Annotated in this window: 24 protein-coding genes, 3 tRNA genes and 1 pseudogene; 11 read left to right on the top strand and 17 right to left on the bottom strand. The window is 69.2% G+C overall.

The window, feature by feature from the left end:
• Nucleotide 1 precedes the first annotated feature (1 nt).
• The 4 genes and pseudogenes from V1457_RS10030 to rplJ form a co-directional block, all read right to left on the bottom strand.
• Entirely contained in the window at nucleotides 2–814 is an 813-nt protein-coding gene (locus tag V1457_RS10030) for an ABC transporter permease (protein WP_200069011.1), read from the bottom strand.
• Between the two features lie 296 nt (nucleotides 815–1,110).
• Nucleotides 1,111–2,250: pseudogene (locus tag V1457_RS10025) on the bottom strand (ABC transporter ATP-binding protein); the annotation flags it as partial.
• A 546-nt stretch (nucleotides 2,251–2,796) separates the two neighbouring features.
• Complete coding sequence (gene rplL, locus V1457_RS10020) at nucleotides 2,797–3,183, bottom strand: 50S ribosomal protein L7/L12 (RefSeq protein ID WP_200069009.1); 387 nt, start codon at nucleotides 3,181–3,183, stop codon at nucleotides 2,797–2,799.
• Between the two features lie 122 nt (nucleotides 3,184–3,305).
• Nucleotides 3,306–3,833 carry a 50S ribosomal protein L10 gene (rplJ, locus tag V1457_RS10015; protein ID WP_200069008.1) on the bottom strand — a complete coding sequence of 176 codons (528 nt, stop codon included), beginning with the start codon at nucleotides 3,831–3,833 and terminating at the stop codon, nucleotides 3,306–3,308.
• A gap of 415 nt (nucleotides 3,834–4,248) precedes the next feature.
• Here rplJ and V1457_RS10010 point away from each other — a divergent pair, with 415 nt between their 5' ends.
• Nucleotides 4,249–5,109, top strand: a complete 861-nt coding sequence (locus V1457_RS10010) for a hypothetical protein (RefSeq protein ID WP_200069007.1) — start codon at nucleotides 4,249–4,251, stop codon at nucleotides 5,107–5,109.
• A 57-nt stretch (nucleotides 5,110–5,166) separates the two neighbouring features.
• Here V1457_RS10010 and rplA read toward each other — a convergent pair whose 3' ends face one another.
• The 5 genes from rplA to V1457_RS09985 form a co-directional block, all read right to left on the bottom strand.
• Nucleotides 5,167–5,880: a 50S ribosomal protein L1 gene (rplA, locus tag V1457_RS10005; protein ID WP_200069006.1), complete on the bottom strand. Its 714-nt coding sequence runs from the start codon at nucleotides 5,878–5,880 to the stop codon at nucleotides 5,167–5,169.
• A 68-nt stretch (nucleotides 5,881–5,948) separates the two neighbouring features.
• A complete protein-coding gene (rplK, locus tag V1457_RS10000; RefSeq protein WP_200069005.1) occupies nucleotides 5,949–6,383 on the bottom strand; it encodes a 50S ribosomal protein L11 in 435 nt (144 codons plus the stop codon).
• 163 nt (nucleotides 6,384–6,546) lie between these two features.
• Nucleotides 6,547–7,449: a transcription termination/antitermination protein NusG gene (gene nusG, locus V1457_RS09995; RefSeq protein WP_200069004.1), complete on the bottom strand. Its 903-nt coding sequence runs from the start codon at nucleotides 7,447–7,449 to the stop codon at nucleotides 6,547–6,549.
• A gap of 80 nt (nucleotides 7,450–7,529) precedes the next feature.
• Nucleotides 7,530–7,934, bottom strand: coding sequence for a preprotein translocase subunit SecE (gene secE, locus V1457_RS09990; RefSeq protein ID WP_200069003.1), 405 nt, complete (start codon nucleotides 7,932–7,934; stop codon nucleotides 7,530–7,532).
• Between the two features lie 33 nt (nucleotides 7,935–7,967).
• Nucleotides 7,968–8,040 (bottom strand) — tRNA-Trp (locus tag V1457_RS09985).
• Between the two features lie 246 nt (nucleotides 8,041–8,286).
• Between V1457_RS09985 and V1457_RS09980 the strand changes: the two genes are divergently transcribed.
• Nucleotides 8,287–9,477, top strand: coding sequence for a pyridoxal phosphate-dependent aminotransferase (locus V1457_RS09980; protein WP_200069002.1), 1,191 nt, complete (start codon nucleotides 8,287–8,289; stop codon nucleotides 9,475–9,477).
• 140 nt (nucleotides 9,478–9,617) lie between these two features.
• On the opposite strand, the gene V1457_RS09975 is transcribed toward V1457_RS09980, so the two are convergent.
• The 7 genes from V1457_RS09975 to V1457_RS09945 all read right to left on the bottom strand — a co-directional run bounded on the left by V1457_RS09975 (nucleotide 9,618) and on the right by V1457_RS09945 (nucleotide 15,321).
• Nucleotides 9,618–10,058 carry a MaoC family dehydratase gene (locus V1457_RS09975; protein ID WP_200069001.1) on the bottom strand — a complete coding sequence of 147 codons (441 nt, stop codon included), beginning with the start codon at nucleotides 10,056–10,058 and terminating at the stop codon, nucleotides 9,618–9,620.
• Nucleotides 10,055–10,519: a MaoC family dehydratase N-terminal domain-containing protein gene (locus tag V1457_RS09970; protein ID WP_200069000.1), complete on the bottom strand. Its 465-nt coding sequence runs from the start codon at nucleotides 10,517–10,519 to the stop codon at nucleotides 10,055–10,057. Before V1457_RS09970 ends, V1457_RS09975 begins: the two co-directional genes overlap by 4 nt.
• A gap of 150 nt (nucleotides 10,520–10,669) precedes the next feature.
• Complete coding sequence (gene rpmG / locus V1457_RS09965) at nucleotides 10,670–10,834, bottom strand: 50S ribosomal protein L33 (protein WP_200068999.1); 165 nt, start codon at nucleotides 10,832–10,834, stop codon at nucleotides 10,670–10,672.
• Between the two features lie 67 nt (nucleotides 10,835–10,901).
• Nucleotides 10,902–10,977, bottom strand: a tRNA-Met gene (locus V1457_RS09960).
• 100 nt (nucleotides 10,978–11,077) lie between these two features.
• Nucleotides 11,078–11,150, bottom strand: a tRNA-Thr gene (locus tag V1457_RS09955).
• A 134-nt stretch (nucleotides 11,151–11,284) separates the two neighbouring features.
• Nucleotides 11,285–13,927, bottom strand: a complete 2,643-nt coding sequence (locus V1457_RS09950; protein WP_200068998.1) for a bifunctional diguanylate cyclase/phosphodiesterase — start codon at nucleotides 13,925–13,927, stop codon at nucleotides 11,285–11,287.
• A 380-nt stretch (nucleotides 13,928–14,307) separates the two neighbouring features.
• The gene (locus tag V1457_RS09945) at nucleotides 14,308–15,321 is read right to left on the bottom strand and encodes an alpha/beta fold hydrolase (protein WP_307849928.1); all 1,014 of its coding nucleotides are present in this window, start codon (nucleotides 15,319–15,321) and stop codon (nucleotides 14,308–14,310) included.
• Between the two features lie 28 nt (nucleotides 15,322–15,349).
• On the opposite strand from V1457_RS09945, the gene V1457_RS09940 reads away from it, so the two are divergent.
• A complete protein-coding gene (locus V1457_RS09940; protein WP_295146384.1) occupies nucleotides 15,350–15,763 on the top strand; it encodes a TIGR03668 family PPOX class F420-dependent oxidoreductase in 414 nt (137 codons plus the stop codon).
• A 33-nt stretch (nucleotides 15,764–15,796) separates the two neighbouring features.
• On the opposite strand, the gene V1457_RS09935 is transcribed toward V1457_RS09940, so the two are convergent.
• Nucleotides 15,797–16,558: a VOC family protein gene (locus V1457_RS09935; protein ID WP_338602763.1), complete on the bottom strand. Its 762-nt coding sequence runs from the start codon at nucleotides 16,556–16,558 to the stop codon at nucleotides 15,797–15,799.
• 109 nt (nucleotides 16,559–16,667) lie between these two features.
• Between V1457_RS09935 and V1457_RS09930 the strand changes: the two genes are divergently transcribed.
• The 8 genes from V1457_RS09930 (at nucleotide 16,668) to V1457_RS09895 (ending at nucleotide 21,501) form a co-directional block, all read left to right on the top strand.
• On the top strand, nucleotides 16,668–16,967 hold the full coding sequence (locus V1457_RS09930; RefSeq protein ID WP_338602760.1) for a hypothetical protein: 300 nt from the start codon (nucleotides 16,668–16,670) through the stop codon (nucleotides 16,965–16,967).
• Nucleotides 16,968–17,079: 112 nt separating this feature from the next.
• On the top strand, nucleotides 17,080–17,415 hold the full coding sequence (locus V1457_RS09925) for a hypothetical protein (protein WP_295147367.1): 336 nt from the start codon (nucleotides 17,080–17,082) through the stop codon (nucleotides 17,413–17,415).
• A gap of 253 nt (nucleotides 17,416–17,668) precedes the next feature.
• On the top strand, nucleotides 17,669–18,001 hold the full coding sequence (locus tag V1457_RS09920) for a hypothetical protein (protein ID WP_200068992.1): 333 nt from the start codon (nucleotides 17,669–17,671) through the stop codon (nucleotides 17,999–18,001).
• Nucleotides 18,002–18,017: 16 nt separating this feature from the next.
• Entirely contained in the window at nucleotides 18,018–18,323 is a 306-nt protein-coding gene (locus V1457_RS09915; RefSeq protein WP_200068991.1) for a pore-forming ESAT-6 family protein, read from the top strand.
• A 27-nt stretch (nucleotides 18,324–18,350) separates the two neighbouring features.
• A complete protein-coding gene (locus tag V1457_RS09910; protein ID WP_295141268.1) occupies nucleotides 18,351–18,689 on the top strand; it encodes a DUF6507 family protein in 339 nt (112 codons plus the stop codon).
• Nucleotides 18,686–20,776, top strand: coding sequence for a TNT domain-containing protein (locus V1457_RS09905; RefSeq protein WP_338602751.1), 2,091 nt, complete (start codon nucleotides 18,686–18,688; stop codon nucleotides 20,774–20,776). The genes V1457_RS09910 and V1457_RS09905 overlap by 4 nt, the downstream gene beginning before the upstream one ends.
• Nucleotides 20,777–20,778: 2 nt before the next feature.
• On the top strand, nucleotides 20,779–21,027 hold the full coding sequence (locus tag V1457_RS09900; RefSeq protein WP_338602748.1) for an AP2 domain-containing protein: 249 nt from the start codon (nucleotides 20,779–20,781) through the stop codon (nucleotides 21,025–21,027).
• Between the two features lie 156 nt (nucleotides 21,028–21,183).
• Nucleotides 21,184–21,501 (top strand): hypothetical protein, encoded by a 318-nt coding sequence (locus V1457_RS09895; protein WP_338602744.1) that lies wholly within the window; start codon nucleotides 21,184–21,186, stop codon nucleotides 21,499–21,501.
• Nucleotides 21,502–21,550 lie beyond the last annotated feature (49 nt).

Raw genomic sequence — 21,550 nt, 5'->3', positions numbered from 1 at the left:
CTCACATCCCCTTGGGCGGCACGAGCTGCATGTAGACCGTGGTGAGGATGAAGTTCACCGCGAACAGCAGCAGGAAGGTGATCACCACTGCCTGGTTCACCGCATCGCCAACGCCCTTGGGCCCTGGCGGCGGGTTCAGCCCGCGGTAGGCGGCGACCACCCCGGCCAGGAAGCCGAAGATCACCGCCTTGAGCTCGCTGATCCACACGTCCGGCAGCTGCGCCAGCGCGTTGAAGCTGGCCATGTAGGCACCCGGGGTGCCGCCCTGCATGATCACGTTGAAGAAGTAGCCGCCGAGCACGCCGACGACGCTGACCATGCCGTTGAGCAGCAGCGCCACCAGGATCGCCGCCAGCACCCGCGGCACCACCAGGCGCTGCACGACGGAGACGCCGAGTACCTCCATGGCGTCGATCTCGTCGCGGATCTTGCGCGACCCCAGGTCGGCGCAGATCGCCGAACCACCGGCGCCCGCGATCAGCAACGCGGTCACGATCGGGGCGGCCTGCTGGATGATCGCCAGCACGCTGGCCGCGCCGGTGAACGACTGCGCGCCGATCTGCCTGGTCAGCGAGCCGAGCTGGAGCGCGATCACCGCGCCGAACGGGATCGACACCAGTGCGGTCGGCAGGATGGTGACGCTGGCGATGAACCAGCACTGCTGGATGAACTCGCGGTATTGGAACGGCCTGCTCGGCAGCTGCCGGCACACGTCGAGCCCGAGCGCGAACAACCGTCCCGTCTCACGCAGCCCTCCCGCTCCCGGGAAGGACCGTGCGCTGCTCGCCCGCGACTTCGTGGGCGGTGCGCTCACTGCTCACCGCCTTTCCGGCGACCGAACCAGCGGCGCCGTGCGCGCACCGGTTCCTCATCTGGCTGGTGCCCGGACGAGAACGGGGGCTCGCCGGGGTGCGGACGCGGCCGGGGCCGCGGGGTCGGGCCGGGTCGGCCCCCTCCGTCCTGCGCCGGGTTCGGCGGGAACTGGCCGGGGCCGGACTGATTCGCCGGACCGGGTTGATTCGCCGGACCGGCCTGGTTCGCCGGCCCCGGCTGGTTGGCCGGGCGGGGCTGATTGGCAGGACGGGCCTGGTTGGCCGGGCCGGGCTGGTGTGCCGGCGCCTGCTGGTGCTGCGGCGCGGCTTGCTGCTGGTGCTGCGCGGCTTGCTGCTGGTGCTGCGGCGCTTGCTGCTGCGACGGAACCCGAGCCACATCGGCGGTCGGCAACGACCCGCTCATCGACGCGGCCGGAACCGGCGCAGCACCCTCGCGAATGCCGTAGTACTCGCGGTCTTTCGCGCTGAGGCTGTTGACGATCTCGCGCTGAGCTTCCGGGGGCAGCGAACCGAGATTCGCCATCACCCGGTTCTGCCTGCGCCGCACCGCGGCCCGCTCCGGCAGTCCCGCGGTGGCCTCCAGCTGCGGAATGATGTGCGGCACCCGCGACTCGTCCTGCAACTCCGCGAGCTCGGCGGCGGCCTGCCCGGCGTCCTTCTCCTCGCTCATCCCGATCGGACCCTGCTTGCGGCCGTTGAGGAACTGCTCCACCACCGGCTCGGTGGAGGTCAGCAGCATTTCCCGCGGCCCGTACATCGCGAGGTTGCGGCGGAACAGCATTCCGATGTTGTCCGGCACCGTGCGCGCGGTGTTGATGTCGTGCGTGACGATCAGGCAGGTCGCGTCGATCTGCGCGTTCAAGTCGACGATCAACTGATTCAGATATGCGGTGCGCACCGGGTCCAGACCGGAGTCCGGCTCGTCGAACAGCAGGATCTCCGGATCCAGCACCAGCGCGCGCGCCAGGCCCGCGCGCTTGCGCATACCGCCGGAGATCTCGCCGGGCAACTTGTCCTCGGCACCGATGAGACCGACCATCTCCATCTTCTCGAGGACCACTTCGCGGACCTGCGACTCGCCCTTGCGGGTGTGCTCGCGCAACGGGAACGCGATGTTGTCGTAAAGGTTCATCGAACCGAACAGCGCACCGTCCTGGAACAGCACGCCGAACAGCTTGCGCACCTCGTAAAGCTTGCTCTCCGAACAGTCGCAGACGTCCACGCCGTCGATCAGCACGCTGCCCTGCTCCGGTTTTAGCAAGCCGACCAGCGATTTCAGGAACACGGATTTGCCGGTGCCGGAAGGTCCGAGCAGCACGCTGATCTCCCCGGTCGGCAGGGTCAGCGTTACGTCCCGCCAGATGGTCTGCGCGCCGAAGGACTTGGACAAGCCCTCGACCTTCACCTCGACACCCATCCGGCACCTCCGCGTTCCGTCGTTGGCCGCGTTGCTCGTCGGCAGCGCTTCCGCCAGGTGCAGTAGTGCAACCCGGCCGGGAGCCTCGCATACGTGACTCGACTAACGAACGTCAGTAGCGTCACACCTGGCTAACGAGCGAGACCCGGACAGGTTACTCACGAGTTCAGTTGATTCCCAGAGGCGCACCGGAACTGTTCCGAAGTGTCCGAAACCATCGATCCGGCGGCCGAAATGATCAAGCGTTCGTGCGCGGAGCGCAAAAAAGCGGGCACTCTGCGCGAGTACCCGCTTGCAAAACCTTGCACGGCAGCCGTTTGAGCGGCAGCCGCATCCCGCGACGCTGAACCGCGGAACAGTCCGGCCACCCGCGAATCGTTATCGGATCGAACCTGCGGTCGTCGGCCACCGCGGATGAATGCGCGCGGAACGCGCGACAAAAGCCATTCGACGGGCGCGGAACGCGCGCCGGGGCGAACTATTCCGGAAAACGGAAAAGCCGTTCGGTCCCGGGACCCTTGCGGCCCCGGGACCGAACGGTGAAGATCACTTCAGGGAGATCTTGGCGCCGGACTCCTCCAGCTTGGCCTTGGCGTCGTCGGCCTTCTCCTTGTCGACCTTCTCCAGGACGACCTTCGGGGCGCCCTCCACCATTTCCTTGGCCTCCTTCAGGCCAAGGCCGGAGACGACCTCGCGGACGACCTTAATGACCTGGATCTTCTTGTCGCCGGCGTCGTCGATGACGACGTCGAACTCGTCCTGCTCCTCCTCCTCGGCGGCCTCGGCACCGGCGGCGGCCGGGGCGGCGGCCGCGACCGGGGCGGCAGCGGTGACGTCGAAGGTCTCCTCGAACTGCTTCACGAACTCGGACAGCTCCAGGAGGGTCATCTCCTTGAAGACGTCCAGCAGCTCGTCGTTGCTCAGCTTGGCCATGTCGGCATTCCTTTCAGATCTGCGCCCGCCGCAGGCACGTGCGGGCGAGCGGTGCGGTGCACGGGCGTGGTCCCCGGTTGCGCGGCGCAGTCAGGGCCGGGCGGGTCGGGGCCGGGGGCGGATCAGGAGGCCGCCTCGTCGCCCTTCTTCTCCTCCAGCGCAGCGGCCATCCGTGCGACCTGCGAAGCAGGGGCGGCGAACAGGCTCGCGGCCTCGTTCAACTTGCCCTTCAGCGCACCGGCCAGCTTGCTGAGGGTGGCCTCGCGGGAGTCCAGCTCCGCGATGCGCTCGACCTCGGAGACCGAGATCGGGCGGCCGTCCATGTAGCCGCCCTTGATGACCAGGTTGCTGTTGGTCTTCTGGAACTCACGCAGCGCCTTGGCCGCGTCCACCGGTTCGCCCTCGATGAAGGCGATCGCGGTCGGCCCCAGGAACAGCTCGTCGAGCCCCTCCACCCCGGACTGCTCCGCGGCGCGCTTGACCAGCGTGTTCTTCGCGACCCGGTAGGTCGTGCCCTCGCCGAGGGCGTCGCGCAGCTGCCCGAGCTGCGCCATGGACAACCCGCGGTACTCGGTCACTACGGCGGCCGTGGCGGTGTTGAACCGCTCGGCGATCTCGTCGACCGCGTTGACCTTCTCGGGCTTTGCCATGTCGCCTCCTCTCTTCTAACGACTCGCCAACCCGCGGTGCGGGTTCGTAGCCGGCAAGTGATCCCGAGGAGACGAAAAACGCCCCGGCGCAGCAGGCACGGGGCGTACGTGGCACCGGCGCGAAAGCGTCCTGAATGAGGTGCCGCCTCGTCCTCCTGCGCGGGCCGCCCGCATCGCACGGGACCTTCGTTCCCCGGACCGGCGTGCGGCGCGGGGAAAGACCAGCGGTCTTAGGTGGAACTGCGGCGACTATACACGGCGGTTCACCAGGCTCTCCGCGGCCACCCCCGGATTGCGCGGCAGGCCGCGGTGATATTCGGGCGCCCCAGCCGCGGTGACATTCGGGCGGCCCAGCCGCGGCGACATCCCGCAGCCGAGATCCGGCGACCTTGCCCGGCACGGCAGGATGTCAGGCGTGGCCGACCCGAACGAGTCGCACCGCGACGACCGATCCCAGCGCCCGGACGCGAAACCTGCTGCCGAGGCCGCCGACTCCGCCGAGATCGTGGAAGCAGAACTGGTCGAAACCCCGCCGGAGGCCGACCGGCAGCGCGCCGCGCCCGGCCCCGCCGACGACGAGCAGTTCCGGCAGTACCAGCAATTCCTCGAGTTCCAGCGGTTCCAGGAATGGCAGCGCCAGCAGGGCACGACCCAGCAGGGCGAAACACCGCCGGGCACGCCCCCGCCGGAGCAGGACGGCTCCGCCACCGGCTCGCCGCGGCGGCCCGAGCAGCGCGCACCCGGCTGGAAGAAGGCGCTGGGGCTGCTCCGGTACAAGATCGTGCGCAGGTTGATCTACCTCGTCGTGATCCTGCTGGTGCTGTACTACCTGCTGCACTCGCTGCTGGTCTCGTTCACCGGCGGAAGCGGCGGCTCCTCCGCGCCCGGCACGGGCGGTGGTTCGCAGGCTGCCGCGCCGATCGCACCGGGAGAGCCGGACCTGGCGATCTACGCGCTGTACAACTACATCGGCGGGAACTCGCCGGAACAGGCGTGCGCGTTGTTCACCGATACCGGCAAGGCGGCCTTCGCCGCGAGTTACGGCACCGGCGACTGCCCGTCCGCCGCGCGCCAGGCCCGGGCAGCGGTCACCGGACCGGCGAGCTACCGCGACCCGATGTTCCTCAACGCGCTGCAATCCACCGGCACCCAGACCAAGGTCGACTCCTGCGCGGTGCAGGTCGGCGGCGGCCCGGCGCTGGGCACCATGCGCATCAGCAGGCAGCCCGACGGCGGCTGGCTGATCGACCAGTACGCGCCCGCGAACTGCGGCTGAACGCAAAAAGGTGGGCCGCCCATCGCGGGACGGCCCACCTTCAGCTGCGGTGCTCGATCAGGCGGAAGCCTCGGTGAGGTTCCGCGTCAGCGCCGGGTCGACCGGGATGCCCGGGCCCATCGTCGTGGTGAAGGTGACCTTCTTCAGGTACCGGCCCTTCGAGGTGGACGGCTTGGACCGCAGGACCTCGTCCAGCGCGGCCGCGTAGTTCTCCACCAGCGCGTTGTTGTCGAACGACGCCTTGCCGATCACGAAGTGCAGGTTGGCCTGCTTGTCCACCCGGAAGCTGATCTTGCCGCCCTTGATGTCCGCGACGGCCTTGGAGACGTTCGGGGTGACGGTGCCGGTCTTCGGGTTCGGCATCAGGCCGCGCGGGCCGAGCACCCGCGCGATCTTGCCGACCTTGGCCATCTGGTCCGGGGTGGCGATCGCCGCGTCGAAATCGAGCCAGCCGCCCTGAATGCGCTCGATCAGCTCCTCCGAGCCGACCGCGTCCGCCCCGGCGGTCTCGGCCTCAGCGGCCTTGTCGCCGGTCGCGAACACGATGACCCGGGCGGTCTTGCCGGTGCCGTGCGGCAGGTTCACGGTGCCGCGGACCATCTGGTCGGCCTTGCGCGGGTCGACGCCCAGCCGCAACGCCACCTCGACGGTGGGGTCCATCTTGACCTTGGAGGTCTTCTTGGCCAGCTCGACGGCCTCCAGCGGCGCGTACAACCGCGCGCGGTCGACCAGCTCGGCGGCCTGCAGGTATGCCTTGCTGCGCTTAGTCATTTCCTCTGTCCTTAACGGGATCAGTCGTGGTCGAGCAGGGCTGCGCGAGCCCTCCCACACGGGCCTGGTCAGCCCTCGACGGTCAGGCCCATCGACTTGGCGGTACCGGTGATGATCTTCTCCGCCTGGTCCATGCTCTTGGCGTTGAGGTCGACCCACTTGGTCTGCGCGATCTCGCGGATCTGGTCCACGGTCACCTTGCCGACCTTGGACTTGTGCGGCTCACCGCTGCCCTTCTGCACGCCCGCGGCCTTGAGCAGCAGCTTCGCCGCCGGCGGGGTCTTCAGGTTGAAGGTGAACGAACGGTCCTCGAACACCGAGATCTCGACGGGCACCACGTCGCCGCGCTGGTTCTCGGTGGCGGCGTTGTAGGCCTTGCAGAACTCCATGATGTTCACGCCGTGCTGGCCGAGCGCGGGACCGACCGGCGGTGCCGGGTTGGCCTGGCCGGCCGAGATCTGCAGCTTGATGATCGCTGCGAGCTTCTTCTTCTTGGGCGGCATCTTCAGCTTCCTGTGTCCTCGGAGTGCTCGCCCGGCCCGTTCTCCCGGACCGGGCACGGGCGCGGGCCACGATGGCTTCGCCCGTCGCCGCGGGAGGTCCTGCCTGGTCCTCCCGCGGCCGGCCGGAATCCCCGTGTCGGCCGGTGGCGGCGCGGGGAGCCGGTCAGATCTTGGAGACCTGGTTGAACGACAGCTCGACCGGCGTCTCCCGGCCGAAGATCGAAACCAGCACCTTGAGCTTCTGGTTGTCCGCGTTGACCTCGCTGATCGTCGCGGGCAGCGTCGCGAACGGGCCGTCCATCACGGTGATCGACTCGCCCACCTCGAAGTCCACCTCGACCGACGGCTTCGCGGAAGCCGCGGCCGGCTCGGCGGCCTTCTTGCCCGGCTCCGGCTTGGCCTCCTTCTCGGCCTGCGGCGCCAGGAACTTCAGCACGTCGTTGATGCTCAGCGGCGAAGGCTGCGAGGTCGCGCCGATGAAGCCGGTCACGCCCGGGGTGTTGCGCACGGCGCTCCACGAGGAGTCGTTGAGCTCCATGCGCACCAGGATGTACCCGGGCAGCACCTTGCGCTGCACCATCTTGCGCTGGCCGTTCTTGATCTCGGTGACCTCTTCGGTGGGCACCTCGACCTGGAAGATGTAGTCCTCCACGTCCAGCGTCTGCGCGCGGGTCTCCAGGTTCGTCTTGACCTTGTTCTCGTAGCCCGCGTACGAGTGGATCACGTACCACTCGCCGGGAGCGCGGCGCAGTGCGGCGCGCAGCTCCTCGACCGGGTCCGGCTCGGCCTCGCCTTCGGTCTCCGCCTCGGCGTCGGTCTCCGTGCCGGTCGATTCCGCCTCGTCGGCCTGCTCGGCCGCGTCGGCGGAACCGGGGGCATCCGCGCCGGTGCTGTCCTGCTGCGCGTCGGCGCCGGCGGCTTCGGGCGAACCGGTGTCCTCGCCGGAGTCGGCGGCGCGCGCGGAGTCGACGGCCGCGGAGCCCGGGACCGCCTCGGCGGCCTCCGGCTCCTCGTTGCGGCCGGTCAGCTCCTGGCCCTCGTGGGGAGTCCCCTCTCCTGAGGTCACAGTCGGTCTCGCTTCCTCTCGTGCGTTGTGCGCCGGGTCGATGGCGGCTCGGCCCGCGTGGTCCGCCGGGCCGGTGGCGCTCAGCCGAACAGCCAGAGCACGCCCTTGGCGAACAGCACGTCCAGACCCGCCACGAACGCCACCATGATGCTGACGAACACCAGCACCACCAGCGTGTAGGTCACCAGCGCCCGGCGTGTCGGCCAGATGACCTTGCGCAGCTCGGCGACGACCTCGCGCAGGAAGCGCCAAACCTTGCGGAACGGCGAGACCCGACCCTGCCGACCGTCCCGCGAAGGGGTCGGCCGGCCCTTCGACTCGGTTGTGCGCGTCGAGCCGTTCGACCCGCTCGCGCTTTCCTGCCCGCCCTTGCGGGCGGCGGCACGGGAGGAGCGGCGCTCGCGTCGTGCGGCGGCGCCGGAAGGCTGGGCGGCGTCATCACGCTGCTCGTCCGGGCCAGCCCCCTGTTCGCGGTCGTCGCTCACGCCTGCATCCTCCGCTCACCGTGTGCATCGACGCAGGGGTGACAGGACTCGAACCTGCAACCTGCGGTTTTGGAGACCGCTGCTCTGCCAATTGAGCTACACCCCTTCGCGACCGGCGGTCGCGACGGCACACACGATACAGCCCGCTCCAGCACGACCGACGCCCAGTTCGGCCGCCCAGGTGCGAGTGCACCGGTATCCCGGGACGGGAAGTCTACGGCACGGTGCTGATCACTTCGCACGCGCGTCCCCGTTCGCCCGCCGCCCGCAGGTGGGGAGCGTGCCCGCAGCCGCGGTCCTCTGCAAAGATGCCCGCATGGCCGCACCAGAAACACAGCACACGAAGGCGCGCGTGTCCGCGCGCATCGGAGGGATCAGCGAGTCCGCGACGCTGGCGGTCGACGCCAAGGCGAAGGCGCTCAAGGCCGCGGGCAGGCCGGTGATCGGTTTCGGTGCCGGCGAGCCCGACTTCCCGACCCCGCAGCCCGTCGTCGACGCCGCGATCGCCGCGTGCTCCGACCCGCGCAACCACCGCTACAGCCCGGCTTCGGGCCTGCCGGAGCTGCGCGAGGCGGTCGCGGCCAAGACGCTGCGGGACTCCGGCTACCAGGTCGAGCCGAGCCAGGTCCTGATCACCAACGGCGGCAAGCAGGCCGTCTACCAGGCGTTCGCCGCGCTGCTCGACCCTGGCGACGAGGTCCTGCTGCCGGCGCCGTACTGGACCACCTACCCGGAGGCGATCACCCTCGCCGATGGCAAGCCGGTCGTGGTGCCCACCGACGACTCCACCGGCTACCTGGCGTCCGTCGAGCAGCTGGAGGCGGCGCGGACCCCGCGCACCAAGGTCCTGCTGTTCAACTCGCCCTCCAATCCGACCGGCGCGGTGTACCCGCCGGAGCAGATCGCCGCGATCGGCCGGTGGGCCGTCGAGCACGGCATCTGGGTGATCACCGACGAGATCTACGAGCACCTGGTCTACGGCGACGCCGAGCACGTCTCGATGCCGGTGGCGGTGCCGGAACTGGCCGACACCTGCGTGGTGCTCAACGGGGTCGCCAAGACCTACGCGATGACCGGCTGGCGGGTCGGCTGGATGATCGGCCCGAACGACGTCATCAAGGCGTCGACGAACCTGCAGTCGCACCTGTCGTCGAACGTCGCGAACGTTTCGCAGCGCGCGGCGCTGGAGGCCGTCAGCGGGCCGCTGGACGCGGTGGCCGAGATGCGGTCGGCCTTCGACCGCCGCCGCCGCAAGATCGTGGACCTGCTCTCGGCGATCCCCGGCGTGTCCTGCCCGGAACCGGAGGGCGCGTTCTACGTCTACCCGTCGGTGAAGGGGCTGCTGGGCAAGGAGATCCGCGGGCAGCGCCCGCAGACCAGCGTGGAGCTCGCGGAGATCGTGCTGGAGCAGGCCGAGGTCGCGGTCGTGCCCGGCGAGGCGTTCGGCACTCCCGGCTACTTCCGGTTGTCCTACGCGCTCGGCGACGACGACCTGGCCGAGGGCGTCGGCCGGGTCGCGGAGCTGCTCGGCGAAGCCGAGTAACCGCCCGGGCGACCGAAGACGAACGGACCGCGCATCCTCCGGGTGCGCGGTCCGTTTCAGTTCGTGCCGGAGTTCGCCGGGCGGGCCGCGGCACCGACCGTCCGGTTGATCCGGCGCGGCGCCTGAACTCGCGGCACCGGTTACTCCGGCAACCGGACGACGGCGCTGGCACCGCCGAGCACGCTCTGCTCGGCGCTGCGGGCGGTGATGTTCACCTTCACCGTGCCGTCCTCGTTGACCGCGGCGACCTTCCCGGACAGCTCGACGACGGCGCCGCCCTCGTCCGGCGCGGCACCGTCGTCGGGCACGGCGACGGGCCGGGTGAACCGCACCGAGTGGTCGACGATCGCGGCCGGGTCCCCGGTCCACTCGGTGACCAGCCGCGCCGAGAGCGCCATCGTGAGCATTCCGTGCGCGATCACGTCGGGCAGTCCCACCTCGGCGGCAAACCGCTCGTTCCAGTGGATCGGGTTGAAGTCGCCGGAGGCGCCCGCGTAGCGCACCAGGTCCGCGCGGGTCAGCGGCACGCTCAGCGGCGGCAGTTCGTCGCCCTTGGCGACCTCGGACGCACGTACCTTCACGCCTGCTCCTCCTCCGCTGCCGTACCGCGAGCCACCAGCGTGGACAGCGCGGTGCACACCGGTTCTCCCTCGACCGTGCCGATCTCGGCGCGCACGGTCAGGAAGTCGTTGCCCGCGCGGGCCTTGATGTCGTCCACGAAGACCGTGGCGCGCAACCGGTCCCCGGCCCGGATCGGGCGGTGGTGGGTGAAGCGCTGGTTGCCGTGCACGACCTTGCTGTAGTCCAGTCCGAGCGCCGGATCGTCGACCAAGGCGTCCTGCGCGCGCATGGTCAGGATGATCGCGAAGGTCGGCGGCGCGATCACGTCCGGGTGGCCCGCCGCCTTGGCGGCCTCCGGGTCCCGGTGCAGCGCCGAGCCGTCGTGGATCGCGTCGGCGAACTCGCGGATCTTCTCCCGGCCCACCTCGTAAGGCTCGGTCGGCGGGTACTCACGTCCGATGAATGCTTGGTCGAGCGGCACGCCACGCAGATTACCGCCGCCCGTCGCGCAGGCAGCCAGCGCGCGGTCGTCGCGCGTCGGGCGCCACCAAGTCGACAGGGCCGCCGGACGCGAAAAACCCGCCGCGGCCGGAGCCGGGCGGGTTTTCGGTGATCGGGAGACCGCTGTGCCTCAGCGGGTCTCCTTGTGCGTGCGATGCGTGCCGCAGTGCGTGCAGAACTTCTTCATCGCCAGCCGGTCGGGGTTGTTCCGCCGGTTCTTGTTGGTGATGTAGTTCCGGTTCTTGCACTCCTCGCAGGCCAGCGTGATCTTGGGGCGAACGTCGGTGGTGGCCACAGAGGTGCCCTTTCTCTCTAGTACTGCGTACCGGTCGGCTCGCTCGGGAAATGGGCGAACCACGAGCTGGTAGCGGTGGCCGGACTTGAACCGACGACACAGCGATTATGAGCCGCTTGCTCTACCGACTGAGCTACACCGCCATCCTGAGACCACCGGCTCGGCAGGTCTCAGCACCACCGAGGGTATCTCATGCAAAACAGCCGCAGCACCCAGGTAACCGAGCACCGCGACTGTCTACCGAGCCCCAATACGGAATCGAACCGTAGACCTTCTCCTTACCATGGAGACGCTCTACCGACTGAGCTATTGGGGCGTGCCCTTGCGGAGCGATTAGAACTCTACACACCCGCTGACCATGGTCGACAACCGGGGTCTGGTTCTATTGAACGCGCAGGTCAACGGCACTATTCCGGTGTTGGACCGGCGGCGGCGAGCGGAACCGGCCGATCAGTGCACGAGTGTGAGCACGGTCTCGGATCGCGATCCGCGCGCCTTCACCGTGCGGGCCTGCAACCACGCCTCGAACCGGTCCTCCGGCAGCGGCCGCGAGATCAGGTAGCCCTGCGCGATGTCGCAGCGCATCCCGACGAGCTGGTCGCGAGCGGCGTCGTCCTCCACGCCCTCGGCCACGACCCGCAGATCCAGCGAGTGGCCCAGCTCGACGATGGTGCGCACCACCGCCATGTCGCTGAGGTCGGTGCCCATGCCGAGCACGAAGCTCTTGTCGATCTTCACCTCGTCCACCGGCAGCGTGCGCAGGTAGGCCAGCGAGGAGTAACCGGTGCCGAAGTCGTCCACGGCCAGCACCACGCCCAGCGCGTGCAACCGCCGCAGCACCGGCATGGACCGCTCCGGCTCCTCCATCACCGACGACTCGGTGAGCTCGAAGGTCAGCAGCTCCGGCGGGATGTCGTGACGCAGCAGCGCCTCGCCGACGCGGTCCGGGAAGGACTCGTCGTTGAGGTTGCGCACCGAGAGGTTCACCGCGACCGACATCCGCAGATCCCGGTCCAGCCACTCCCGCACCTTGATCAACGCGCGCTCCAGCACGAACGAGGTCAGCGCGTCGACCAGGCCGGTCGCCTCGACCACCGGCACGAACTCGTCCGGGTCCAGCCGCCCGTACTCCGGGTGCCACCAGCGCACCAGCGCCTCGGCGCCGACGACCTGCCTGCCCGGCAGCGCGACCTTCGGCTGGTAGTGCACCTCGACCTGGCCGGTGTCCAGCGCCTGCCGGAACTGGGTGACCAGCTGGAAGCGGCGCAGGAAGACCTGCCCCATCGCGGGCGCGTAGCCGCGGACCACGTCTTTGCCGTTGCGGGCGGCCCGCACCGCCACGTCGGCGTGCTGCAGCAGGGTGTCGATGTCGTCCTCGTCATCGGCGTCGGCGGGCGCGGAAGACGAATACCCGGCGACCCCGGTGGCTTCGACCACCAGCCGGTCCAGCGGGTAGGGCTCGGCGATCACCTCGCAGAGCCGTTCGCCGAGCTGGTGCGCCTGCTGCTCGGTGCGGTCGATCAGCAGCACCGCGAACGAGTTGGCCTCCAGCCGCGCCAGCGGCACTTCGTGGCCGAGCTCGTCGCGCATCCGCTGCCCGGCGGCCACGACCATGCGGTCGCCCCAGGTGTAGCCGAGCGCTTCGCTGACCGTGGTGAGCAGGTCCAGATCCACCCGCAGCACGACCGCCGTGCGCTCGTTGCGCAGCTGCTCGGCGGCCATCTCGCGGAACCCGGCGCGGTTGAGCAGCCCGGTGAGCAGGTCGTGGTAGGCGTCGTGGCGCAGCCGCGCCAGCAGCCGCCGGTTGTCCATCGCGGTGGCCAAGTGGCTGGCCAGGGTGTGCAGCAGCCGCACGTCGGCCTGGCCGAAGCCGCGCCAGCGGCTGACCCTGTCGTGCGCCTCCACCGCGCCGAGCAGCTGGTTCGCGCCGCGCAGCGGCACCACCAAGGACTCGTAGGCGCCGCGCAGCCGCAACGCGCGGCGCACCTCCTCGGGCGCTTCCAGCGTCCGGAACGAGCGGACGTGGGTGCCGGGCAGCTGCAGCAGCGGGTCGTCGCGCAGTGCCTGCGGGCTCGCCGACTCGGCCGCCTCGGGCAGCGGCTCACCTGCGACGAGCGTGCTGACTTCGCCACGGGGGTCCAGACGCAGGCGGACCACGACGCGCGTGGCGTTGAGCTGTTCGCGGATGCGTTCGGCGACCGGTTCCCACTCGCTGACCGAGGTCTCCGGGTCCGCCGCCTCCGCCGGAGCGCGCACCGCGGACTGCCCGGAACGCGCCACGCTGAGGCTGACGTCGCTGAGCGCCTCCAGGTCGCGCTGTTCGCGCAGCAGCCCGGAATACGCGCGGTAGAGCCCGATCACGGCGACGGCGACCAGCGCGACCAGCAACCATCCCCACTTGGTGCTGCGGGCCACCTCGTAGCCGATCAAGCCGACCGAGGTGTTCAGCAACCCGACCGCCAGGGTGCGCACCGCCAGCCGTGCGGCCGCGGTCAACCGCATGCCGCCGCCCAGCACGTGCAGCGCCGCCAGCGCGAACCCGCAGGAGATCAGCGGAGAGGTCAGCGTGCCCAGCACCGGGCCGAACCAGGCCGGCGCGATCGGGTTCAGCGGATCGTCCAGCGCGTTGTTCACCGCGGTCGCCACCGCGAACGGCACCGCTACCTCGAGGCAGAAGACCCCGGCGTTGTAGACGACGTGGGTCGCCGCGCGCCGACCGACCTGCGCGCCCAGCCCGGCGAGCAGGTTCGCCGCGAGCACCACCTCGAACGGAGCGGTCAGCAGGCCGAGGATCAGCGGGATCTCGGTGAACGAGATGGTCCAGCCGACCCGCTTCACGTCCACGTCGATGGTCAGCTGCTCGGCCAGCAGGAACCCGACGGCCAGCAGCGGCCCGATGATCAGCAGCTCGGGGCCGTATTCGTGCCGCGTCCAGTAGGAGGTGAGTCCGGAGACCAGCAACCCGGCCAGCAGCACGAGCACGGAGAAGGTGGTGAACGAGCGCCTGCGCGCCGGATCGACCTCGGCTCGCACGGGCGGGCGCGGCGGGTCCAGCGTCGCCTGTGGATCGAGGGTGTGGTGACGCTCGATCATCCACCCTCCTCTGCCCGGCGACACGAATGTCGCACCGGAATGCCGCGCCGATCGTGACGCACGACGGCCACGGTTGGCCAGGGCCGGATGCCCCAGTCACCGCGCGCGCGGGCGGCGCAATCGCCCGTACCGGTATCGGGCGCCGACCGATTCGCCTGCGCAGAGCTTGGACTGACCAGCGCGTTCCGCGAACTGGCCGAGTGCGGGCGGGTCGTGCGGGAAAGCCCGCGGCGGCCCTGCGAGCGCTGTGAGAAAGGCCGCAGCAACCGATCACCATGCGCGCGGAGAGTGTTCACGGAACACCCTCCGTGATGTCGATTCCGTCGATCAGGGCAATGGGGACGGAGCGAGCCCGCTCCCGCCGCGGCTCGCCGGCAGGATCATGTCAAGCCGAGCTCGTCCAGGTAATCCCGCAACGCGCGGTCGAGGTCGGCCAAGCCCGACTCCTCGGACGGCAGGTGCCCGGCCCCGTGCAGCGCAGCGAACCGGCCCGCCGGACCGAGCCGGTCGAAGAACTCCCTGGAGAACCGCAGCGGCGTCCACCGGTCTTCCGCCGGATGCGCCAGCAGCACCGGCGGGCCCGCGTAGTCCTCCGGCTCCACCGCGGGCGGCGCGCAGACGAAGCTGCGCAGGAATCCCAGCGACATCCAGTTCCCGCCGCCCAGCGGATCCGCCCAGATCGCGTGCGCGAACTGGGCGTGGTTGGACATCGCGGCGATGTTGACCAGCCAGCGCGCCGGTGCCCACGCGGGCGGCAGCGGCATCGACACCGCCCCCGGCAGCAACCCGAGCAGCACCGACCACCGGCCGAGTTCGGGGGTGCTCGCCAGCCGGCGGCGAACGACCTCCCGCCGCGGGTCGGCCAGGCCGGTGGCCACGACTCCGGCGATGGGTGCGACTCCGGCGACGGGTGCGCCGCCGCTTCCCGCGCGGGCGGCCACGTCGTAGGCCAGCCGCCCGGCCGAGCCCACTCCCATCAGCACGATCGGCCGCTGATCCTTGCGCTGCTCGGCCACCACCAGGTCCGTGACGCACTGCTGCCAGGTCCGGTAGGTGACCTGCCGCAGCCCGCTGGCGGTGAGGCCGAAGCCGGGCAGGTCGGGGGCGAGGAACTCGACGTCCAGCGAGGGCAGCCTGCTGTAGGGCGCCAGCATCCGGCCGTATCCGCCGATGCCGTGCAGCGCGATGAGCTTCGCCGGGGCGTCCGGGCGCGGCACCCGGTCCACGTGCACCCGTCTGCCCCGCCACGACCACCAGCTCTCCGCCGGCGCTTCGCCGGGCGAGTCGAAGCTCATGCCGCTGGGGAAGTACTCCTGGTAGCGCAGCCAATGCTCGTGCTGCGCGTAGCTGGGACCGACGACGCTGTCGGAACCTGGGGAATGGACGGTACGCACGTCTCGAAAATACGGAGCGGGTTCAGCGATGCGCATCAGCCAGGAGAAGGCACGCTACTGGTTCTCGACCTCGGGAGTCGCCCGGTTGGGAACCGCCGATTCGGCCGGTGCACCGCACTTGGTGCCGGTGACTTTCGCGGTGCGCGAGAACGTGGTCGTCACCGCAGTGGACCACAAGCCGAAAACGACCACGTCGCTGAAACGGCTGCGCAACATCACCGAGAACCCTCGGGTGTCGTTGCTGGTCGACCACTACGAACACGATTGGTCAGCGCTGTGGTGGGTGCGCGCGGACGGCGTCGCCGAGATCGTCGCGGCCGCCGATCACCCGGAGCTCACCGAAGCGCTGGCGGCGAAATATGAGCAATATCGCAACCAGCCGCCGCAGCATTCGATGATCGTCGCGCGGATCGAGCGCTGGAGCGGCTGGAGCGCTTCCTGATGGTTCGACTTCCTCATTCGCGGATTTCCGCGTTCAGCCCGCCGGTTCCATGAGGTAGAACCGACGCCCCTGGTCGTCCGAGCAGCTCGCCAGCCGCCCGAACGGCCGCTGCTGCGACGGCTCGGCCTGCCCGCCGAGCTCGCGCACGCGCGCCAGCGAGGCGTCGATGTCGTCGACGCGGAAACACAGCTGCACGTCGTCGTGCTGCCCGCCGTGCATTCCGGCCATCGGGTGCACGCCGTCGATCTGCCAACCGTCCGGGACGTTGCCGGCGGAGAAGCGCCAGCCGAGCAATCCGCCGTAGAACTCCTTCGCCGCCCCCGAATCCGGAGTGGCGATGGTGATGTAGTCGATGTCGCCCTGCCGCGGCCTGCGCGGTGCTTCCGCGAAGCCCGCCGCGGGAGTCGTGATCTGCCAGCGGTGCCCGAACGGGTCGTCGAGCCGTCCGGAGCGGCCGTAGAACCGGTCCTCGGCGTCCCAGATCTTCGGCGCGCCCGCGTCCCGCGCGCGCTGCAGCACCGCGTCGACGTCCGCGATCTGGAGGTTCAGGTTCACGCTGGCACCGCCGCGGGTCGCCGGGCTCGCCATGTCGATCTCCGGGAACTCGTCGGCGAGCATCAGCGCGCAACCGTCGACGTCGAGTTCGGCGTGCCCGATGCGGCCGTCGTCCATCACGTGCGGCTCGCCGCGCAGGCGCGCGCCGAAGACCGTGCCGTACCACTCGATCGCCTGCCTGGCGCCGTTCACCGCGAGATAGGGAGTAAGGGCGGTGCCGGTCCGTTCAACGGTGGTCATGGCGGTGCTCCCCTCGTCGTGCGCAGCCGCGTCGCTGCGCTCGCCCCATGGTGTCCCCGGGCACCGACATCGCGTCGGTTCCGGCGTGCCGGGTCGTAAGGTGCGTGGCGTGCCCGAACCGTCCGAACAGCAGGTCGCCACCGCAGAGCTGTCCCGCTTGGCGGCGGCGCTGGACGTGGTCGACGCCCGCGCCGAGCTGAACCACCGCTATCGCAAGCTGATCACCGATTCGCGGCAGGCGCTGGCCGCGCACCGGGTCCGGCTCACCCAGGCCCGCGGTATCGGCAAGAAGTTGATGGTGCTGGTGAAAGCGGCCGGGCCGGACTTCCGCGCGGCGTTGGACGATGCCGAAGCCGCGGCGATCGACGCGGGGCTCGCGCAGGCCGACGAGCTCGTGTACGGGACGTGATCCGGATTTCCGGCAGCGGGCACCGCCGGCTTTCGGCGGAACGCGGCGGCGAAGCTTGATCGACCGGTTCGGCGGGCACCCTCCCGGTGCACCCCCGCGAAACGGAGGACCGATGAACGCCCCCGAGCCGAACACCGAGCAGATCACCATCTGGCGCAACCTGCTGGACTCCTTCGCCCAGCTCAGCGCGGCCTGGCAGGCGGCGGAACAAGCGCAGCGCACCGCTGAGCAAGGCGCCGGACCCGGCACGTTGCAGATGCCGGACTCGCTGGTCACGTCGTTCTCCCGAGCCGGGTCGGAGGCCTCCGACGCGCTCAGCGGTGTCGCCGCGGTGCTGTCCAGGCAGACCGGGAACGACGAGACGTTCGAGGGAGTCGCCGAATCGCAGCGCGAAGCCAGGGACGCTTGGGCGGCAGCGCATTCCGCGTTGTCCGACGAGGAGTCCTGAACCGGTTTCGGACCCGCACGATCCTGGCCGGGAAATACCCTGAGTCGAGCGTAGAACACGCATCGTGCGAAACCGCCCGGAAATCGCGCACGACCTTGAAGCCGACCGCCTTGACCTGAGTAGAATCCCCGATGCCCGACGGCGGTGATCTCCGCTGTGATCGGGTGGAACCGAACTGGGGAGTTCCCGCGTCATAGCGGTTCGCGAACACGGTCGCCACTGGTGGCAGCGGCGAGAACCGGGAGGGTGTTGCGTGAAGTTCGACATGGGGTCGTCGACGTTGTCGGCGTTGACGAAGCAGACGCAGGGTTCCAGCGATGATCTGGGCGCGTTGATCCGCCAGCTCATCACCGCCGCGGAACCCCTCGAAGGCAAGTTCAACGGGGCCGGGCGGGCCGCGTTCGACTCGTTCAAGGCACGGGCCGACGAGATCACCGGCGAGCTCAACGGGTCGCTGTCGGCGATCTTGGGCGGGCAGTCCGGCATGGACCGCTCGTTCGGCCAGGGCGACACCGAAATGGCCGACAACGCCTCGGCCAACCAAGGCTCGGCCAACTTCGACGCGGCCCGCTTCGGCGCCCGCTGAACCCGGGGGAATCGTCATGAGCATGGACCGGCGCAGCTTCGACACCGGCATCTCGCAATCCGTCCAAGGCGACATTCAAGGCATCATCGGACGCCTGGAATCGGTGATCTCGCAACGCGACCAGGCCGTGGCCGCGGCGATGGCCGACTTCCAGGCCGACGGCGTCTCCGACGACTACCACCACGTCGAGCAGCGCTGGAAGTCCGCGGCCACCGAAGTCCGCCAGATCATCAACCTGCTCAAGCAGACCATGGCCCAGAACGACGACTCCGCCAACAGCGCACTGTCGCGGGCGCGCTCCGCGGTGCAAGGCATCGGCTGACGCCGGCGAACTGGGGAGGGAACCGTCGTGGGCCGGTGGGACATCCAGCCGTCCGGAGTGCAGGGCGTGCTGCAGCGCGTGGAAGGCGTGGCCGAGCAGTTCGAGAGCCACGTGCGCTCGATCAACGAGGCGATGCAGGGCGCGGGAGCGGAAGCGTCGTCCGGGATCGTCGGGCAGGCGCTGCAAGGCTTCGCGGAGTCGCAGCGCAGCGACATCCAGTTCGTGTTCAGCCGCACCGGCGCCGCGATGACCGGTGCGGCCAACGCCACCCAGGCGTACGTCCAGGGTGATCTGGAGATGGCGGCCAACGCGCAGAGCAGCGCGAGCGCCGCACCGGAGCCCCGGATGCCCGGAGGCCCGCGGTGATCAAACCCGCCGAGATCCCGCAGATCCCCGGCGACATGGAGGCGCTGCGCGGGCACGCCGCCACGCTGCGCAGCTCCGGCTCGTCGTTCAGCTCGACCGGTGCGAACGTGCACTCCACCTGGCAGGGCCTGGCCGCGGTCTACGAGGCGCCGGAAGCCGGGCAGCTGCTGAACGCGACCCGCCCGGTCTCCGAGATCAGCGATTCCATCGGCGGCGACGTCGAACTCGTCGCGAACGCGCTGACCACCTACGCCGACACCGTCGCGCCGATCAAAGCGCGGCTGGAGTCGCTGCGCACACAGGCTCGGGCGTTCGTCGGCTCCGTCGAAGGCCACGACGACTGGCGCGAGGACGAGGGCAAGGTCGGCGCGCACAACCAGCTCCTCTCGCAGGTCAACGAGGCCGTCGCGGAATGGATGGCGGCGCAGCGCGCCTGCGCGAACGCGATCAACGCGACTTACGGCGGCACCCGGTACGTCGCCGACAACGGCGATGGGCGCCGGGAGGGCAACGAGTTCGGCTATTCCAAGGACCAGCTCAACTCGGCCATGGCCGGCGAGGGGCTGCCGTGGGGCAAGCCGGAGGAGCACGACGGCGGCATCCTCGGCGACGTCTCGGACTTCTTCGTCGGCATCAAGGACGGTGCCGTGCAGATGGTCACCGACCTCGGCGCGCTGATCGGCTACTCCGACGGGCAGTGGAGCTGGTCGACGGCCGGTGCGGCGTGGAAGGGCCTCGGCACCTTCGCGCTGGCGATCGGCACCTACTCGATGCCCGGTGGCATGACGCTGGACCAGTCGGTCGGCCTGCCCGGCTTCAAGCGCGGCGAGATGGGCGGCACGCTGCTCAACGCCGGCAAGTCCATCATCGCCTACGACCAGTGGGGCAACGGCCACAACGGCCGCGCCGCGGGCCAGGCCACTTTCAACGTCGTCTCCGCCGTGGTCGGCACCAAAGGCGCGGGCGGCGCGCTGCGCGGCACCGGAGCCGCCATCCAGGGCGCGAAAGCCGCCGGGACGGGCGCCCGCGTCGGCGGCGCCATGGTCCGCGCCGGGGACTTCGTCGCCAAGATGCCCACCGTCGGCGAACTCGGCCTCAAGGTCGCCAACAAGCTCGACGTCCACATCCCGCACCTCGGCCCGACACCCGCGGTCGCGGGCGCCGGACACCACGTCGACATGCACGTCCCGGAAACCCGCGGGCCGGAGGTCGCGCGGATGGACGGCGGCGGGCACGGCGACGGGCCGAGCCTGGGCGATGGGGAGCACCGGGGATCGGACGGTAGTTCTGAAGGGCACACCGGTTCGTCGTCCGATCGGCATTCAGACGAAGGGAATCACGTCGCACCAGACCACGCTGGTCCGAGTCCGGCGGACACTCATTGGACCAGTGAGCATTCTTCACCCGAACACTTGCAACCTGCCCTGGACAACACCGACGCTCAACGACAGGTCGATGGGCATGTGGAACCCGCCGACCGCATTCAGCTGCGGGATGAAGAGGGGACGCCGATACCGACCGATGAGCTGTCCCACCCTAGCGCTGATCTGTTGGATCACGACCTGCTCGCTGAATCTCGTGCACGGCCACAAGACGAAGTGAAGGCGGAGGCGTTGCAAAACGGTAAGCCTGCGGACGCACCAGAAGTTCAGCGACTCGTGGAAGATTACGACCCGTTCGGTGGCATGACGCGCCAAGAATGGGAAGATCGATACTGGCCCGGCAGAGAGTACGACCACCTCGGACGTCGCGATTTGGCATGGGGCCAAGATTCACAGGAGGCACCGGAAGGGTTCGATGGTGCGGAAGGCCGCACGCCTGAGGTCTTGCCTCCGGGACAGGTAATCGACCGGTTCGGCGTTGGATTCGGCAGGTTCACCTCGCCCGATGGCGTGCCTTACGCAGACCGTGGACTCCCGCCGGACAATCTCAGCAGTGGTTACCACCGTTACCGAGTCCTCCGCCCACTCCCGGTGTGGGCTGGTCCGATCGCAAAGGACATGGCGCAGCCCAGCGGGGGCATGCAGTATTATATGTCCGACCCGGTCGTACATTTGGTCCACGCTGGCTACTTGGAGGAGATCTGACTGTGAAGATGACGATCGAAAAATTGAAAACCGCAGTCGCCGCGATCGGCTTCCCCGAAGAGGCGTTGGCGCTGGGCGGCCATGCTGAGCAGGCATACTGCCTGGAACAAGATCCTGACGGCAAGTGGGAGGCATACTGGCGCGAACGAGGACGCAAGCACGAATTGAAACGGTTCGACGACGAGGAAGCCGCCTGCTACTACATGCTCGGGAAGCTCGCGTACACTCAACTGATCTCAAAAAAGATTTGACGGATTTACCTCCACTGCAAAATATCGCCGAGCGGGACGTGGTTTCAAGCAACCTAGTTGCCTACCGACACCCGCAAGATCAGGCTTCGCGACCAATGAGGAAAGCAGAAATTCCTCGCGGATGGCCGTGTCTCGGCCCAGTGGTTGCGTGACTCAGTGGACCGCTTCGCCGTACCAGTGGAATACGCCGGTGACAGCTCGATCGAAGTCGAAACCGTCGGCTCGCCCGACAACGTCTTCTACTACGCCAAGGTCGATGAAACTCATCCTCGCACCGATCCTCGCGGCATCGTCCGGCGCCGGGTCGTGGACGGGACGGCGCATGATGAGGCATTCACGCGGAACCTGCGCTGGGAGCCGACCGAATACCTCAAGCGCTACGAGTTGGGCCACAATGACGTGGAACACCTGAAGATCACCCTCGGCGAGGCTGAGGAGTTCGTGCAACGGATGACCCGCGAATTCAGCCGGTAATCACCACCTTAAAGCAGCCTGGTGGGCGAACCACCTCTCACCGCCGTCC

It is taken from the genome of Saccharopolyspora sp. SCSIO 74807 (assembly GCF_037023755.1).
GTDB lineage: Bacteria > Actinomycetota > Actinomycetes > Mycobacteriales > Pseudonocardiaceae > Saccharopolyspora_C > Saccharopolyspora_C galaxeae.
The sequence above is the reverse complement of the archived record's forward strand: the minus strand, read 5'-3'. Positions and strand labels throughout refer to the sequence as shown.